This window comes from Candidatus Melainabacteria bacterium (assembly GCA_003963305.1).
Classification (GTDB): domain Bacteria; phylum Cyanobacteriota; class Vampirovibrionia; order Obscuribacterales; family Obscuribacteraceae; genus PALSA-1081.
This window is the reverse complement of sequence record RXJR01000033.1, coordinates 1-16,738: the sequence shown is the minus strand read 5'-3', so window position 1 is coordinate 16,738 and position 16,738 is coordinate 1. Positions and strand designations below refer to the sequence as shown.

The window sequence follows — 16,738 nt, the reverse complement described above, 5'->3', positions numbered from 1 at the left end:
GTTCTATAGCAGGTCAGACCCGGCACATCTCCATCTCTTGCTCATCTTCAGCTCCGCGCGTTTGCGTATGCATGGGGCCGAGTGGGAACATGGAACCTGCTTCTGGTAGCGTGATGAACTGAGGTTCATACGACACCATCTTCAGTGCCCAGAAAGTGGAGGTCTCACATGAGTACCGATACAGCTCCCGCCCGTGACACCAGTACTGGTGAGCGGCAGGCAGGCGAACTATATCCGGAAATCGCTCCATTCTGCACAGGGATGCTGAGCGTTTCGGACGGACACAAGATTTATTTCGAAGAGTCGGGCAACCCCAACGGCAAGCCTGTGCTCTTCGTCCACGGTGGACCCGGCGGTGGAACGGACGCGAAGTATCGCCGTTTCTTCGACCCGGATGTCTATCGCATCATCCTCTTCGATCAGCGTGGTTGCGGCAAGAGCTTGCCCTACGCTTCGCTCGACCACAACACGACGTGGGATCTGGTCGCCGACATGGAAGCGATCCGTCAGCACTTCGGCATCGAGAAGTGGATGCTCTTCGGCGGCTCGTGGGGCAGCACGCTCGCCATCGCCTACGCCGAGACGCATCCCGACCGCGTCAGCGAGCTCGTCTTGCGCGGCATCTTCCTCGGTCGCAAGCAGGAACTCGACTGGCTCTATCAGTCGGGTGCATCCACTGTCTTCCCCGAGTTCTGGCGCGACTACCTCAAGCCGATCCCGGCTGATGAGCGTGTCGACATGGTCAAGGCCTACTACTCCAGGCTGACCAGCGATGACGAGAATGTGCGCATCGAAGCGGCGCAGGCGTGGAGCCTCTGGGAAGGTTCGACAAGCAAGTTGCATGTCGACGAGGGGCTGCGTGCGCGTTTCGGCAATCCGGAATTCGCTGTCGCCATCGCGCGCATCGAGTGCCACTACTTCATCAACGGCTGCTTCCTCAAGTCCGATGCGCAGCTGCTCGATGATGTGGCCCGTATCAGGCACATTCCCTGTGTGATCGTGCAGGGTCGCTACGACATGGTCTGCCCGATCGCCACCGCCTACGAGCTGCACAAGGCCTGGCCCGAGGCGGAGTTCGTCGTCGTGCCCGATGCCGGTCACTCGATGTCCGAGCCCGGCATCACTCGCGCTCTCGTCGAGGCTGCCGACAAGTTCGCCGCTGTCTGAGCCGATTCCAAGTCGTTCTCAGAGTTTAATTTGCGCCGGGCGGAACGATGTTGTTCCGCCCGTGCGTCCACGCACTGTGCGTGGTGTCAAAAGGCGCTGCCTGGCAGCGCGTGAAGATGAGCCCGGAGAATCTGTTTCGGGCTCCTAACTCTCAAGGAGAGCATATGTACTACAACGCAGCACTGGTGCTGCTGTTTTTGTTCGACATTTGCTTGGCAATCTACGTCCTTCGCACTCGATGTCGCCGCAAGGTGACTTCCTGCGCGGACCAGGCTGAAAGCAAGTCGGGCACAGGCAGCAGCGTTTCTCCTGGCTGTAAGCCAGAATTTTTCGTCAAGCCTTACATTCAGCTTGGCACCGCCCCTGGTGAGCGCGGTGATGAGAGTCTGGAAATCCGGTGGTTCGCGGAAAGCCTGCCTGGCGACCGGTGGACCGTGGAGATTCGGCTCTCAAAGACTCTGCGCGGCTACTTCAAGCGGTTCTTCCTCGAGCCGCATCAAAACGCGGTCTCTTTTCTCGAGCATGACCAGGCTCCGCTCGTCGAGCAGACGCAGTTTCATTGCGTCGTGCAAGACCTGCTTCCTGGCGAGCAGATTGAGTACGATATCATCAAGAACGGCGGGCTCGTGTTTTCTTCCTACACGACGGCTCGCAAGTCGGCGTCTCAGCCCTATCGCTTTGTCACCGTAGGTGATATGGGCGAGGCCAAGCCGGAGCAGGCCAAGATCGCCTATCAGATCTCCCGGGTCTCTCCCGATTTCCTCGCTATGCCCGGCGACATCGCCTACAAGCGCGGACGGGTTTCGGAGTATCTGCTCAAGTATTTTCCGTTCTTCAACGCAGAGCGCTCCTCGCCTCTTCTGGGGGCATCGCTTCTGCGCAGCATTCCTTCGTTCGCCTGCCTGGGCAACCACGATTATGGTCGACCCGACCTGATCGACGTGCCCGACCTCGATGATTTCTCCGACTTGTTCGGCTACTTCATCTTCTGGTCGCAGCCGATGAACGGCCCTGACGATGCGCTCGCCGACCAGATCAGCCAGAAGCTGATTGGAGACAAGTCTCATCAGGAGCGATTCCTGAAGGCTGCTCAAGGTCGTTATCCGCGCATGGCGAACTTCTCTTACGACTATGGCAACTCGCACTGGCTCATCCTGGATGGCAACTCCAACGTCGACTGGACCAATGAGGAGCTTCTGGAGTGGGTTCGTAAGGATCTTTCCACGAGCACTGCCACGTGGAAGATCGTCATGTTCCACCAGCCTCCTTTCACTTCGCACAACAAGCACGGCAAGGAGCAACGCATGCGGCTCCTCACGGGCATCCTCCAGGAGTGCGGTGTGAACATCGTCTTCAACGGGCATGCCCACTTGTACGAGCGTTCGTATCCGCTCAAGTTCACCGTCACGCCCAAGGCAGACGGCAGCTTGATTGGTGCGGATGGTTCTGTGGATGGGACGTGGCAGCTCGACCGGAAGTTCGATGGAGTTACCTTCACCAAGCCGGATGGTGTCATCTACATTGTCACCGGTGCTGGTGGCGCGAAGTTGCAGGAGCAGCATCTGCCGGCTTCTGAGAGTGGTTGGCTCGAGTCGACGGCTCGACACGCCGGCGACTTGCACAGCTTCACTGTTTGCGATGTGAACGGTGAGACCTTGATCCTGCGCCAGATCTCGCTGGAAGGTGAGGTGCTGGAGAAGCTGGTCATCACCAAGTAGCGATGGTGAGCAAATTGTCGGCTGTGTTGGTTTCTTTGTGTAGGCCCTGGTTCATTCCAGGGCTTACACTTTTTGACTTTTACTACTATTGTCATTAGTATGATTGGTGAGTTATGGAGAATGTGGTTTTAACCCAGCCTTAACCGATTGCTGCCACACTCTAGTCATTACTAAAAACTGGAGAGTTATATGGGCTGGGGAGCTAGTGCCTCAACAGGCATACTTGTGCTCGACTATATTTTGCGACCGTTCTTGAAGATCATCATGAAGTTTCCGATTGTTGGGATCGTGCTGCTCTGTTTGTTGTATGGGACGATTGCCTACAAGGCATTGAAATCAGCCTATTTAGCGGATCAATAAGAGATTCGGAAGAGATTTGAGATCGAGCTTTGTGTTCGGGCAGACGCTCAGACATGTTGCGACTTCAGATGTGGTGCGACTTTAGATTCGTTCATCGAATTCTTTTGCTGCTTTCAGATCTCTGGCAGCCAGGTCCGGCTTGCCGACTGCCTGATAGGCTTTGGCTCTGAGCTTGTATACGGAACCGGCATTTTCTTTGTCGAGGTCGATTGTTTGCGTGAAATCTTCGATGGCTTTGTTGTACTGGTGCGTTTCCATAAAGAACTCACCCCGCAATCTGTGCCAGTCTTCGTCCTTCGGGTTCCTGTCTACAAGTAAGTTGTAGTCCTTCAGTGCTTGTGGATACATTTTTAGTTCGCGATATAAACCTGCTTTTTGATAAAGTACTTTATCGTCATGGGGCTGTACTTTTAAGTGCAGCGCCCATTCTTCGATCGCTTTTTTCTTGTCTCCGATAGCTAAATAACAGCCGCCCAGGCGCATGTGAACGCCTTTGTTGTTCGGCATTAGTTTAACCACCTGATTAAAGCTCTCGATGGCTTTGTCGTACTGATTCAGCGACGTGTAATTTTTGCCGAGACTGTAGTAATAGCCGACATCTTTGGGGTTCAATTTAACTGCAACGTTGAGATCGTTGATGGCATCCTGGAAGCGTTCCATAGCAAAATAAGTCTCAGCCCTGCGATAGTATGTGTCGGCCCTTTTGTCGTCATAGACGAGGGCGTCGTGGAATTTTTTCAGTGCGCTGGTGAAGTGCCCATGATCAGCTTCGTGTTGGGCTATCAAAACGAGCTCAGTGGGATCGTATCCACTTTTCGTCGGAGTCACAGGCGGTTCCGGTTTGCCGATCAACTTGCAGGCGATGCGCCGATTCTGCAGCGCTTCTTTGTCATTTGGGCGTAAAGCAAGCACTCGTGTGTAGTCTGCAATGCCTGGCACATACTGCTGTAACTGCAGATACGCATAGGCGCGCAATCTGTATGCGTTTGGGTCTGCTGCATTGAGTTCGATAGCTCGTGAACTGTCGGCTATAGCGCGATCGTATTTTTTCAGTTTGATGTAGCATTCGCCGCGCTGATACCAGGCTCTTTCATTTTTCGGATCTTTCGCGATCACTTGTGTAAAGGAGTCGAGTGCTTTCTCGTAATTGCTCTGGTGGAAGTAGTTCAGCCCCTTGTTGATTTCGGCAGACCCCATTTTTTCTGCAGGGTTCTTTTTTTCGGTGGGGCTTTTTTTGTCGCCGGAGCCCTTTTTGTCAGCAGAGTCCGATTGAGAGTTTGCTGATAGTGTCAGCAGGAGTGCGAAAGTCAGCAAAGTAGTAAGGCGCCGTGGACAGAAGTTAATCATGTTTGCCACCTCATCTATATCCTAGCGCAAACAAAAGTTGGTATCAGGCAGGTGCGATTACTAGCGCAGCTGAGCGATACCTGGCAGCGGCGCAGGTTCAATGGAGTTGCGGATCTCGATTAACTGATCTCATTTCGGTATCAGATGCAGTGGCGACATGACAGCTAGCACAAGTTGGCGCAAATTTTTCTGGGCATTGCGCTAGGTAGGCGAGTAGTCAAGAAGTAAAAAGCAGCATTTTGTGGAAGTCGCGGGAGCTCGCACTAATTTCTTATAGCTCTCTAAAAAGCTTTTCTAGACTGAGCTTTAAAGCTTATACCGAGGCTCTTTTAAGAGAAATGAGTCCTCTTGCTTTTATATATGCGTTTGCGCGACGGTCGGGTACTACTTCTCTTTTTCAGCACCGAATAATTACGCACCCCTAAAGCAATAACACGAACCATTCCACACCACATCACGCAACCCTGTCGGGCTGTGCGTTGTGGTTTTTCTTTCACCAACTGCCGAATAACGGCACGAAAGGACCATACCATGACGAAGACCATCAACCTGGTCGCCGCTGCTCATAGCAATGACACGGTGACCCTCATCGGTTGGGACTGGAATCGAGGCGTCAAGATCGACGGCTGCCTCGGTTTCTGCCTGACCCGCATCAACAGCAAGGGCCAGCGCGAGGTGATCACCACCAAGCTGCCCTTCGAAGGACAGGACAACCAGGGCTGGCTCAGTCAGCCCAGCGATGTCTGGCCGATTCAGCGCAAGTTCTGGATCGACTTCACCGGCACCCCGGGTGAGACGTACACCTACGAGATCCAGGCCATGTCCGGTACCCCCGGCAGCCTGGCGCCGATCGTGGGCTTGCTCGTCAAGACGAACCCGGTCACCCTTACCACCAAGGTCGACGAGACCTTCAGCGTGGCGTTCACCCGCGGCATTCTGTCGACCCAGTGGCTCGCCCATCGGATCGGTCTCGGTGCTGACGGTCTGCCCGACTTCCAGAAGATCATCGACGCTCTGGAGGACTACGCCAACCCCAACAACGTCATCCGCAAGGAGCTGATGGCGCTGGTGCCCGAGATGCTCATGGCGCCCATCAACGAGTGCGTCAGCGATGGCGGACACGTCTACCAGGCGCTCTACGAGCTGAGTGCGAATCAGCTGGTCGACTTCCTCCGGAAGCACCTCCAGTACTTCTCGCTCATCCTGGGCAACACGGGCAAGGACGACATCACCAACGCGCCGGCACGTCAGCAGCTGCACGCCGACGGCGCCGACATCCACGACCGGTTCGTCGGGGACTGGGGCATTGCCCACAACAAGTTCCAGATCAAGGTCGACAAGAACAAGGTGCCGACCGACGTGACCACTGGCAGCACCAACTGGACGAACACGGGTATGGGCTGCCAGTCCAACATGGTGGCGCGTATCTTCAACGCCCAGGTGGCGGCGAACTTCATGGACTACTGGAACCGTCTGCTCGCTGACAACGGGCAGCAGTCGCTCGCCTTCCGTCGCCGCAACGCTCAGGGCTACGCGCCTGTCACGTTGAGCGATGGGACGGTGATCGAGACCTACTTCCAGCCGTCCATGGACAGCAACGTCAAGCCGAAGGGCCCGACGGTGCCGCTGTCGCCTTTCCTGACGCGAGTCAAGTCGCTGATGGAGGGCGCCAAGGAGGTGCTGGTCGGCGAGGTGTTCTACCCCGGCAATCCGTCGGTGGTGCAGTGGATGGCGGACATCTGGAACAGCAACGCCAAGCTGTACCAGTTCCTCACCGTCAGCTCGTACGACGCGCTTATCGGTGTCAAGACCAAGCGTCGCAAGGGCCGGCAGCCGCTGTTCACGCTCGCAACCGGTCGCGAGCAGGACTTCGCCGACTTCGTCAAGGAGCTGCTCAAGCTCCCGGACGCGCACGCCATCACGCACGGCAAGATCATCGTCATCGACCCGTGGGGCGACAAGCCGGTGGTCATCTTCGGTTCCGACAACCTCGGCGCCAAGGCGAGCTACGGCAATGACGAGAACGGCGTCATCGTCATCGGCAACAAGAAGCTGGCGCAGTTCGTGTTCGTCAACATGTTCGACATCAACAAGCACTTCCAGAGCCGCGCTGCCGCCCGTGCGAGCAAGTGGGTGAAGAAGACTGTTGGCTGGACGGGCAAGCTGGCGACGACGGATGCGTGGCAGACCGGCTGGCTGGACGGCTACAAGCAGCTCGAGGCGCAACTGCTTGCCACCGGCAAGTGGGACCCCTCGACGCTCGTGGACGACCCCAATCAGCAGCCCGTTCTGGTCGTGCCGCCGCCGCGCCGCAAGCCGAAGCCCCCGGTCAACCCCGGTGGTGGAAGCGCTCCTGCGGATGGTACGGGCGATTCGAACGCAACTTCCGGTGTCGTCAAGCCCGACGATGCCAAGCCCGCTGATGTCGCTGCTGACTCCAGTGGGAAGGGTGCAGCGGGGACTGCGGATACGACGGACGCTTCGGCGGTCGTCACTCCGGAGACCACCCCGGTGCCGACCCGAGCCGTCAACGTGGCTGTTCCCACGGTGCCGGTCAAGTAGCAGCAGGCAGTCGGGGAGGTGGCGGGCGCAAGCCCGCCGCCTTCCTGAACTGTTTTTTTCAACTGTTTTACTATAATCTATAGCATTACTGTGATTTTGGGGTAAGCATCGGGGTCAGTTGTTTGCTAAAAGAACTATTGTCTAGTGGCGACGTTTTCGCTTAGAAATCGGCGTATTGCTCGAGCTTTTTCCGGTCGCTTTAGCAGGTTCCTTTCCACCCGGCAAACCATCGATTTCGGTGCAGCGAGGATATCCGCCCATCTCCGGTGTTAACTGGCAAACCACTGTCAGGTTGAAGACCTTGCTGTCAGTGGGTTGTCCGTTCTGTAGAGTGGTTGTTTTGGCGACGACTTTGAAGGGAATCAAGTTTTGGTCGACAGGTCCAGTCGGGTGCACTGAGTCAACATCCACTTTGTTAGTGATATGTGCGTTCTGGTTATCGTCGATGATTTTGAGAACATCAAGTTCGGTGTCGGGAATTTTTCCTTCGGCCTGAAGCTTGTTGCGCGCCCCTTCACTCAGTTGCAGACGCATCAACTGTCCCATTGATTCTTTGATGGTAACCGGGTTTCTGTCGAAAACATTTTTTGTCAGTGAGACGACGAATTTTTCAAGTGTCTCCTGGCGTTCTTTCAGTTGCTGTTCTTTGCTGGCACAGGAAGCCAGACTGATTGAAACGAGAAATAACACCATGGACAGTAACGGGATAAAATTCGATTTTAGTTTGAGCATCATAGTTGGTGACCGGTTACCTTTCGCGCTTGCGGCGAACTAGAATAACTTATGTTCTCGGCAAGGTCACTATTGCCGGTTCATCTTGCCAATTTTAGAATTTGCCAAGCATCGCTTCTATTCTCGTAAAGCCTGATTCAGACTGAATTTGAGGGTGGTCTTGTTGGCAAGTGCCAAAGAGTAAATGTTGTGAAGCGAGCTTTCACTTCTTGAAAGCAAAATGAATAGAAGCCGTACAAAAAAGGTCGAAAAGTGACTGAAAACGGCCGGAAAATTGCAAAAAAGGTGCAAAAAGGTGAAAAAGTCACCGAGATTGGGGTCGATTGACCTTGCTCTCGGCGACTCTTTCAGTTGTTGCGACTGCTTTCAGGCAGCTCAGGCAGGCTCGTTGCAGAGCTCTTCGACCGTCTTCACCCAGTCGTGTGCGGCGTTGTAGGACGCTTCTGCGATGATCAGGCGAGAGAAGTAGGGGTTGCGACGGTAACCCCAGCTGCTGTTGAAAGCGCGCCGGATGGAGGCCAGGTGCTGACGCGCCTCGACCAGTTCACGACGAGCCTTGAGCAGCTCGTCGAGCCGCTCGTTCAGAGGAAGCGCCTTCACCCGAGCCAGTTCGGCCTGGTAGCGCTTCTTCCGTGTGCGCTCGGCGTGCAGCCAGAAGCCGCCCACCGACGCCATTGCGATAACGAGGATCGCACTGATGATGTATGGCATAGATTTGACCTTACTTGAGGACAAACTTCGTCGTGCCTGGCACGCAGAAGTTTGTCTGATGACTGCGTGGCACCGGAAGTGGTGCCACTGGAGAAAAATGCCTCGTCACAAGTGCTATCGAGTCAGTGCGTCCTTCGTTTCCGAAGCACTGCTACTGCACTAGGGCACCGAGATGACGTTCGTTTCCAAACGTTTCGGACCTTCGAAGAGCTTGTAGACGGGACACTTGGCCGCGGTCGCCTTGATGTCGGCGAGCTCTTGCGCGGAGAGTTGACCCTTGACCGAAACATCTTCGGTAATCACCGCGATGCGCCTGGTCTTGTCGTTCGGGTCGGCTTCGTCCGTCAATGTGACGGTGACCGACACGCTCTGCAAGTTCCATTTGCGTCGCGCGGCGACCATGATCAAGGTCATGGCAGTGCAGGCACCGAGTGCGCCGAGTGCCAGCTCCTTGGGGTCGGGTCCGCCGTTGGCGCCACCAGATGCGGTGTCGACATCGGCGAGCACTGTGTGGCTACCTGCAACAATCTGTTGCTGGTAGGTTTGGCCAGGCACGAGTGAAACCGTGACTGTTTTGTTCATGAAGAGTTGCTCCTTTCCCGTTGAACCGCGAGTTCGATTGAACCCGCGGTTCGCAGGGTGAGGGTTACTTGCCGAGCGCCTGACGCAGCTGCTGGTTGATCACCTGCAGAACGGTGACGCGGCTGTAGCGCTTGTCCTCGCTCGAGATGATGAACTGCGGCGCGAAGTCGGTGCCGGTGCGGTGGAACAGCTCGTTGGCAGCAGGGGTGTAGTCGTCCCAGTGGGAGCGGGCGATGTCATCGGACGCGCTCACCTTCCACGGCTTGGACTCCTTGCGCGCCTTGAAGCGCTTCTTCTGCTCGCGCTTGGAGATGTCGAGCCAGATCTTGACCAGCACGACACCCTGGCGCTGCAGCTGCCACTCGAAGACGCGCAACTCCGCGTAGGAGTCGCGAATCTTCTCTTCGGGCGTGAAGCCCATCACCTTCTCGACCAGCACTCGCTCCTGCCAGCTGCGGTCGAACACGCGCACCTGACCGGCAGCCGGCATGCGCTCGTGCTTGTAGAAGCGCCACAGGTAGTCGTGCGCCTTCTCCTCCTCGGTCGGCGGCCCAACGGGCACGCTGGCGAAGAGTTTGAAGTCGTAGCCGAGCGCCTCGGTGATGCGCATGGTGGCACCGGTCTTACCGGCGCCGTCACGGCCCTGCAGTGCGATGATGAGCGACTTCTTGGCCGCTGCCATCTCGCGCACGAGCAGGTTGAACTCGGTCTCGGCTTCCTTCAGCGCCTTCTCGTACTCGTCCTTGTCTTCGATGGCAAGGGCGTGGTCGACGGCGCCGAGGTAGTTGGGAACCTTGGTCTTGGACCAGGGCTCGATGAGGTTGGGGAACTCGCCGGCGATCTTGATCACACCCGACTTCTGGAGTGTGAAATTCTTCGAACCGGCGAGCTTCTTCGTTGTCTTCTTGGACATGGAAAGCTCCGTTTCAGATGTTCTGTCCGAACATGTCGAACAGGTAGAACCGCTGATTGCAAGCGGAATGAACGTCAGCAGACGCCACCGTGTAGCTGTTTGTCACACGGCCAGTCGGTGCGTCGTAAAACTTGAGCGCAACAACAAGCTGCCCATCGAAGCGGTTAAAACGCGCATCTACGAGCAGCCTCTGATTGCCGTCCAGTTGCTGAACGTCGACCAGAACGTTGTTGTTGAAGATGTAATTGGTGCGCCCGACAAAGTTGTTGAAGGGCTCGAAGCGGTCGACCTGCACAATGCCGGCACCGTAGAAGATAGTCCACTGATGCTGGAAACGCAGGTTTGGCCCGTAGCTCTGGATGTTGACCACTCGTCCGGAGGAGTCTGTGCCAGTCACTACTGCACCGCCGCAATTGCCTGCCACGTACTCGACCTTCCATTGCACGGCGCTGAACAACTCTCGGTTGTGCAGGTTCTGGCGAATGAAATCAGGTGGCGATGACAGGTACTGCACCGAAGCCGGGCAAGTCGGGCTGCCGGGATCCTTCTGCGGTGGCAGAGTCGGTGGCACTGCAGGCGGTGGCTTGGGATCGACTTGCACGATAGGCGGTGGCGGTGTCACAGGGTGCACAGGCACTGATGGGCGTTGAAGTATCACCCAGAAGGCGATAAGCGCCGCCAGGAGAACACCGAGCATCCACCAGCAGCGCTTCTTGTCGGAAGGCGGCGGAGGGGGAGGCGGCGGTGGAGGAGGTGGCGGTGGCGGCGGTGGAGGAGGAGGAGGAGGCGGCGGCGGCGCTGTCTGCTTCACCGACATGTGCACGTCCACCTGCAGCTCGCGTCGATTGTGGTCACCATCATCCGTGTTGGTCGAGTCGACCACGAGCGTCATCGAGGCGTTCGCCTCTTTGTGCGCTGTCGTCGACAGGTCGCCCATCTGCTCCAGCGCCTGGTCGGTACCCAGGTAGCCGAAGCGCTTGAGGATGTCGTGATATTCGGCGCTTGTCGCGTCGATGGAGCGACTCGTTGCGGAGTCTCTCGCAGCGGCTCGGGCTTTCGCAAGGCAGGCGATCACCTGCTTGCGAGTCTCCTCGATGCTGTTCGAGTTGTCGATGATGCGATGCGCCAGAGCCGCTTTCTTCTCCTGCGACCACTGTGCATCGATGCGCATCTGCGCCTGGGTCGCTGTGATCGAGTCACGCACCATGAGACGCTGCAGTCGAACGTGGCTCTCTGCGAGCACCGCCCAGACTTCGTCATACTCATCTTGCTGACCCGATTCGAAAAGCAGCGGCACTTCGACGGCGACGATGTCACTGTTGAAGTTCTGGATGCGCTGCTGAGAGACAAAGCGAATGGCAGGATGCATCAGCGCGTTCAGGTCTTCGCGAGCCTTGGGGTCTGCGAAGATGATGGCGCCGAGCTTCTTGCGATTGATGGGGGCATCGGGTGCGTCCACCAGATGGTGGCCAAACCGTTCCAGGATGGCGTGATAGATGGGGTTCGGCGAGTTGAGAAGCTGGTGTGCGATGTCGTCTGTGTCGACAACCGGTACACCGAGCTGCTCCAGACACCGACGCACCGTTGACTTGCCACAACCGATGGATGCGGTTATCGCAAGCGTGTACGTCTTTTGAGGCTTGCTCATGATAAATCTCCAGTTCTTTGGAAACACGCTCAGGAGCGTGCGAAAGAGTTCGACCAGTCGCGCTTGGGACCAGTCGATTTCAATCGGCGCAGCAACATAGCTACGCGCGCGGTGTTCAGGAAAGCTTCTATCTCAGAGGAGATTGGCTAAAGGTTGATCTAAATCCGGAAAAAGAAGTGTGATAAAAACGAAGTTACACTAGCCAAGATCTCTATATGTTTTCAATAAGTAGACGCCCTGCATCCTGGTTGTTAGTAGGCGTTAATAGCGCAGTTTGCGATACCAAATGACAACCGGGGTTCAACAGAAGTTGTCAGTATGACGCAAGGGCGCAAGTCGTCATCCGTGCGAGGTCGCTTTGCGGCCGGAGGCTCGTGTTATCTCGCGAGCCGCGACACATTTTTTGATTGTCTCAGTAGACCATGTCAATCCAGCGGCACAAAAAGAACACAATCAAGATTGCCGCGAGGCAAAAGAAACTCCATTCGACGTATGAGAAATTTTCTGGATCGATCATGACAACCATTATAAGCGCATCGAAAGTAAACAACCAAGTTTGATCGGCCGATGGAATTTTTTTTTGCGCTGATATAATAAGCGGCCTAGCGTACCAAGAGGAAGTGCAATGAGTGACAGACCGCAGTTGATTGGAATTGTTCTTTGCGAACTAGTGCTGCAAGATGTGCTGAGAAGAGATGCTATTTCTTGCGTCAACATTCACAGTGGAGTTGTCGCCCCAGCCTTCCCTACTCAGCTTCCTCTCATCTATGCTTTCGCGCAGTTGACTGGTGGTAAGGTGGGATTCCAGTATCAGTTTAAGGTCATGGATCCGGATGGCAACCTGCTCGGAGCCTCACCAATGGCTCAAGTAGACCCACTGCCGAATGAGAATATTACTCACAAAATTATCAATGCTTTCACTGGTTTGACCTTCGATCGCGAAGGCGTCTATAGTTTCGCGCTTGATGTTGACGGTCAAATAGTGGGAACTTTGCCGTTTCAGGTAGTACTGGCTGCGCAGCAACCCCAGCAAGCCTGATCCCGTGTCATTTTAGGCGCTTGTCTGTCTGAGCCGACTGATTTCCGTGTGTCTTGCAGCCTGGTTACGGATTGGTGCCCGCACTGGATTCGGTATCAATCGCTTCGACGTCGGGAAAGCCTGAATAGTAGCGTTTAAGTTGTTCTACGATAAGCGTCTGATCACGACTGTTCGCCTGCGCCTTTGCGTCTCTGTATCGCTCCCAGAGCGCGTCCCAGTTGTTTGGCTGAGTCATCAGCACCTGGTCGACAATTTGGCTGGCAGTTTTTGATTTTAGTTGTTTCGCCAGCCAGTAACATGCTAACGATACGGATACATTTGTCGGGGAGTAACTCATAGCCGTGCTCAGTAAAGCTTTCACTGCCGCTGTATTTGGTGGCATGCTGTACTTGAGTGAATATGTCGCATTGGCTGCTAGAACCTCAGCCAGAGCGGTTTTGTCTTTTGACGTCGTGGCTAGCCGTTCGGCGTTTTTGAAATCTGCGTTGATGGAGTTGAGCCGGGTTGGCAAATCGGAGGCATGTGCTGCATCAAATGACTTCAGATCTATAGCCGAGTAAAGGGCAGATCTAGCCAGGCAAACAGAAGCTCCGGAAAGAACACCGCGTGATTCCAGCTTTTTTGAAAGATCTTTGAGTTGTGAGGCGGCTGCTACCGCATCATGCGAGCGCCAGTATTTCTCATCGATCGCATCAATCTCGGCCATGGCGGCTTCAAATTGTTCCTGCGTCTTAGACCGTTGCAACAGCAGGCGTTGGTTTCGATAGTCGATTGTCAGCTTGAAGTGGCTCCAGAAAGGGTTCCCAAGGATCGCAAGGGCTCCGTTAACGATAATTCCCTTGGGTGCACCCGGTATTGTATCTGGTGCGACTGAGAAAATTGGATTGGGCACTGTTAGTGGTCCAATTTTCAGATTTTTGAACATAACTGCGCCAATGCTTATCTTTTGCCCGTCCAGCCCCTCTACTTTCCCAACCGGCAAGAGCGCCGATTTGAGTAGTTTCTTTACCAGGTGCTCCGAAACATTGTTGAATGCTGCGCCTGTGTCGACAAGCATCGTCAGCGGTTGACCGTCGAGCTTGCCTTGAACGACCAACCCGGCCGCTCCCAGAGCCGGTTCCGTAGGTACTACGATGGCATCTTCGGGTACTTTGACTTCACGGGGATCAGAAAAGCTGACCTCGCGATTTTCGTAGTCTATACAAACAAGAAATCTTCGCAGAATATCTGCGCCGATGATTCCCACTGGTTTTTCGCCCGGCAGTTCGCGGAAGCCCGGCAGATCACTGACAGCAACCGGTACATTGTTGAGCGTCAGGTCACCGAGACTGAGGCTTGAAAGAGTTATATAGCTCGTTTTAATTGTTCCGGATCCGGTGGTCATTTTAAAATCGGAAGTTTTTGCGATACCGTAATTGGTGGCATCTGCTGAATTCAACACAGTTGTTGTGGCGCCGGTGTCCAAAATCAGCGCTACTTCCGGTTTGCCGTTGATTTTTGATTTGACCATGACTTCGTTGCCTTTGTACTCGAAAGGCATTTTGATAGGACCCTGTTTCAGGCGCGCAATCGGAATTTCGAGAGGCATGTCAAAAATCGTGTCGTTGCCGTTCGGAACGAGCTCAATTTCGGTGAGCAGAGTCTCAGTGCTTTTTTTACCGTCGTTGTATTCGATTGTCGTGTAGGGCAACTGCGTACCGAAGATCGGGCGATAGTCCAGGTAATCATTAGCTTTGACGGTTTTCAATCCTTGTTCAAGGTCTATGCCTGTGTATTCATTTCGTACAACCAGATTGGTTGTCGGGTCGATGGAAAAGCGGCTGAACTTGCCGTCGCTAGCTCGTATCAGAAGTGTCTGACACAATTTCCCGTTGACAGATTGTGGCTCCCCTAGAGCCAGATATGAGTTTCGTTCGGCGATGCGCTCCAGTAATTTCAGTCCATGTTCGACTTCCAGTTGAATATGTTTTGCTGTAGTCGCGTCGGTTGGAAAAACGTTGTCGCCCTGTTTTACCCAACTCTGGGAGCCGTTGTAACCTGTTACCACTGGTTGTCCCAAAATGTTCAGTTCGACTCTCGTCTTGTCGCCTCGCGCAAAAACAAGGCAATCAAAGGTGTTTTCCGCGCCTGATATCATTGAACTCTCTTTGATCGTACCTTTCGCTTTGTACATCAATTCATTCAGATTCTTGATTTTTTCAATTCCGCCGTAGGCCTCAACGATCTTCTCTGCTAATTTGCGAGCCTGCGGAGACGGCTTGGCAAGCGCCTCTCTGGAGTCTCGTGAATCCAGGTCGATGTCAATCGCTACGGCAGGAAGCGACGAAGCCGAAGCGATTGTGCTAAAAATTACAAAAAGCGATAAAAAGCGCGACTTTATGGACACCCAAACACCAATTTCTGAAGATGACGCTATTATCGCAAATTGGGACAATTAGAATGAAAATCGTCAGGAATAGTTGAAGTTGCAAGTGTCAAAATTCGAGGTCACCACAGCAGGCGCACTAGATTTTGAGCAGGTTGTCACTCTGCAGAAGGCTAACTCGTTGGCAGTATTGCCGGAAGACGCAAGGGGCGACGGTTTCTTGTCGTCTGATTTTACGGCTGAACAGTTCGAGCAGATGGCGAAAAGTGTTGCTCTGATTGTCGCTCTGGATGCGGGTCAGGTTATTGGTTTTGTCTGTGCCAGTACGCCTGAGTTTAATCGAAATGTGCCCGTTCCTGCAGCTATGATGCAGAGATTTCCTCGCATCAAAATTGGCTCTAGAAGGTTGAATGAAGTTTCGAGTTTTATAAGTGGGCCGGTTTGCGTGGAGAAAAGTTATCGCGGTCAGGGTGTATTCGAAGCGCTATACAACAAGCTGTTTGATGCAACCGCTACTGATTTCGATGTCGCGCTTGCCTTTATCGCCACTTCTAATCCGAGATCCGTAAAGGCTCATGAGAAGGTGGGTATGGACGTGATTGACCGATTCGATTTCGCCGGTCGGGAGTTCTACATTGTGGCTCGCGGTCTTCGATGATCGGGAGTCTCAAACGCCTGCTCCGCGAAACCGATTTGGCCTCGCGGGACGACGTTCAGCGTAAACCTTGGAACCACCACCTACTGCGGAGTGAAAATGCGAATTGCTCCGCAGCGTTGGGCGTTCAGCGTAAACTTATGGCTCAGCCTGTTGGTGCACCGACACTAGGGTCTGTGCCGGAGGCAACTTGAGTGGAAGAATCGTACGGAACTGACATTCCGGTCATGCCTTGCGTCCCGTTTTGCGAATATGGCATTGTCTGTGAATCGGTCGAAGCTGGATTACCGCTTGCATCAACCATTTGTTGAGTGCCTGGCTGCGAAATCGGATTGCCGCTTGCATCAACTTGCTGGTTAATTGGGTTTCCGTTTGCGTCTATTGGATTGCCGTTTGCATCGTATTGCGCTTGTCCAGTCTGGCTAAGCGCTGATTGATCTGTAGCTGCGTTCACGCCACCAGCTTTGACTGCTGATTCGAGATCGACCAAATTTTTGATGAATGCCTGATCCTGGAGAATTGACGGGTCTGCCTTTGCGATCATCATCAAAATTCTTGCGCCATCAAACTGATCGCCTGACTGGATTAGTTGGAAAGCTTGCTTCACGCCCGCCTCGATGTTTGGATCACCAGACGAAGTCAATTGTGCAGGTAGTGTGTATCTGCCACCTGCTTGTTGGGTGTTGTCAGTGACTGGCTGCGTGTTGGATGCGTCGGATGGCATTTGCGAGTACTGGGATGCATCCATAGGTTGTGTCTGCGGTTGCTGCATCTGGGATGCATCCATAGGCTGTGTCTGCGGTTGTTGCATCTGGGATGCATCCATAGGTTGTGTCTGCGGTTGCTGCATCTGGGATGCATCCATAGGCTGTGTCTGTGGTTGTTGCATCTGGGATGCATCCATAGGCTGTGTCTGTGGTTGTTGCATCTGGGATGCAT

The 16,738-nt window shown here is 54.4% G+C and carries 13 protein-coding genes; 5 read left to right on the top strand and 8 right to left on the bottom strand.

The window, feature by feature from the left end:
• Positions 1–168: 168 nt before the first annotated feature.
• Both pip and EKK48_29290 read left to right on the top strand, forming a co-directional pair.
• Positions 169–1,167, top strand: coding sequence for a prolyl aminopeptidase (gene pip / locus EKK48_29295; GenBank protein RTL35262.1), 999 nt, complete (start codon positions 169–171; stop codon positions 1,165–1,167).
• Between the two features lie 47 nt (positions 1,168–1,214).
• Positions 1,215–2,885, top strand: coding sequence for a phosphohydrolase (locus EKK48_29290; protein ID RTL35261.1), 1,671 nt, complete (start codon positions 1,215–1,217; stop codon positions 2,883–2,885).
• A gap of 441 nt (positions 2,886–3,326) precedes the next feature.
• Here EKK48_29290 and EKK48_29285 read toward each other — a convergent pair whose 3' ends face one another.
• Positions 3,327–4,592: a tetratricopeptide repeat protein gene (locus tag EKK48_29285; GenBank protein ID RTL35260.1), complete on the bottom strand. Its 1,266-nt coding sequence runs from the start codon at positions 4,590–4,592 to the stop codon at positions 3,327–3,329.
• A 531-nt stretch (positions 4,593–5,123) separates the two neighbouring features.
• On the opposite strand from EKK48_29285, the gene EKK48_29280 reads away from it, so the two are divergent.
• Positions 5,124–7,154, top strand: coding sequence for a hypothetical protein (locus EKK48_29280; GenBank protein RTL35259.1), 2,031 nt, complete (start codon positions 5,124–5,126; stop codon positions 7,152–7,154).
• Between the two features lie 141 nt (positions 7,155–7,295).
• Here the strand turns inward: EKK48_29280 and EKK48_29275 are convergent, their stop codons facing one another.
• From EKK48_29275 to EKK48_29255, 5 genes are all read right to left on the bottom strand, one after another.
• On the bottom strand, positions 7,296–7,889 hold the full coding sequence (locus tag EKK48_29275; protein ID RTL35258.1) for a hypothetical protein: 594 nt from the start codon (positions 7,887–7,889) through the stop codon (positions 7,296–7,298).
• Positions 7,890–8,261: 372 nt separating this feature from the next.
• Positions 8,262–8,597, bottom strand: coding sequence for a hypothetical protein (locus tag EKK48_29270; protein ID RTL35257.1), 336 nt, complete (start codon positions 8,595–8,597; stop codon positions 8,262–8,264).
• Positions 8,598–8,756: 159 nt separating this feature from the next.
• Entirely contained in the window at positions 8,757–9,179 is a 423-nt protein-coding gene (locus tag EKK48_29265; protein ID RTL35256.1) for an OsmC family peroxiredoxin, read from the bottom strand.
• A gap of 64 nt (positions 9,180–9,243) precedes the next feature.
• Positions 9,244–10,092, bottom strand: a complete 849-nt coding sequence (locus EKK48_29260) for a hypothetical protein (protein ID RTL35255.1) — start codon at positions 10,090–10,092, stop codon at positions 9,244–9,246.
• A 13-nt stretch (positions 10,093–10,105) separates the two neighbouring features.
• Positions 10,106–11,740, bottom strand: coding sequence for a dephospho-CoA kinase (locus tag EKK48_29255; GenBank protein RTL35254.1), 1,635 nt, complete (start codon positions 11,738–11,740; stop codon positions 10,106–10,108).
• Between the two features lie 625 nt (positions 11,741–12,365).
• On the opposite strand from EKK48_29255, the gene EKK48_29250 reads away from it, so the two are divergent.
• Complete coding sequence (locus EKK48_29250; GenBank protein RTL35253.1) at positions 12,366–12,779, top strand: hypothetical protein; 414 nt, start codon at positions 12,366–12,368, stop codon at positions 12,777–12,779.
• A 64-nt stretch (positions 12,780–12,843) separates the two neighbouring features.
• Here EKK48_29250 and EKK48_29245 read toward each other — a convergent pair whose 3' ends face one another.
• The gene (locus EKK48_29245; protein RTL35252.1) at positions 12,844–15,165 is read right to left on the bottom strand and encodes a hypothetical protein; all 2,322 of its coding nucleotides are present in this window, start codon (positions 15,163–15,165) and stop codon (positions 12,844–12,846) included.
• 85 nt (positions 15,166–15,250) lie between these two features.
• On the opposite strand from EKK48_29245, the gene EKK48_29240 reads away from it, so the two are divergent.
• On the top strand, positions 15,251–15,802 hold the full coding sequence (locus EKK48_29240; protein ID RTL35251.1) for a GNAT family N-acetyltransferase: 552 nt from the start codon (positions 15,251–15,253) through the stop codon (positions 15,800–15,802).
• 142 nt (positions 15,803–15,944) lie between these two features.
• Here EKK48_29240 and EKK48_29235 read toward each other — a convergent pair whose 3' ends face one another.
• Positions 15,945–16,727 carry a hypothetical protein gene (locus EKK48_29235; protein ID RTL35250.1) on the bottom strand — a complete coding sequence of 261 codons (783 nt, stop codon included), beginning with the start codon at positions 16,725–16,727 and terminating at the stop codon, positions 15,945–15,947.
• Positions 16,728–16,738 lie beyond the last annotated feature (11 nt).

Bases quoted from the DNA above. Each gene is read 5' to 3' on its own strand.
- pip (RTL35262.1), top strand. From the start codon at position 169: ATGAGTACCGATACAGCTCCCGCCCGTGACACCAGTACTGGTGAGCGG.
- EKK48_29290 (RTL35261.1), top strand. From the start codon at position 1,215: ATGTTGTTCCGCCCGTGCGTCCACGCACTGTGCGTGGTGTCAAAAGGC.
- EKK48_29285 (RTL35260.1), bottom strand. From the start codon at position 4,592: ATGATTAACTTCTGTCCACGGCGCCTTACTACTTTGCTGACTTTCGCA.
- EKK48_29280 (RTL35259.1), top strand. From the start codon at position 5,124: ATGACGAAGACCATCAACCTGGTCGCCGCTGCTCATAGCAATGACACG.
- EKK48_29275 (RTL35258.1), bottom strand. From the start codon at position 7,889: ATGATGCTCAAACTAAAATCGAATTTTATCCCGTTACTGTCCATGGTG.
- EKK48_29270 (RTL35257.1), bottom strand. From the start codon at position 8,597: ATGCCATACATCATCAGTGCGATCCTCGTTATCGCAATGGCGTCGGTG.
- EKK48_29265 (RTL35256.1), bottom strand. From the start codon at position 9,179: ATGAACAAAACAGTCACGGTTTCACTCGTGCCTGGCCAAACCTACCAG.
- EKK48_29260 (RTL35255.1), bottom strand. From the start codon at position 10,092: ATGTCCAAGAAGACAACGAAGAAGCTCGCCGGTTCGAAGAATTTCACA.
- EKK48_29255 (RTL35254.1), bottom strand. From the start codon at position 11,740: ATGAGCAAGCCTCAAAAGACGTACACGCTTGCGATAACCGCATCCATC.
- EKK48_29250 (RTL35253.1), top strand. From the start codon at position 12,366: ATGAGTGACAGACCGCAGTTGATTGGAATTGTTCTTTGCGAACTAGTG.
- EKK48_29235 (RTL35250.1), bottom strand. From the start codon at position 16,727: ATGCAACAACCACAGACACAGCCTATGGATGCATCCCAGATGCAACAA.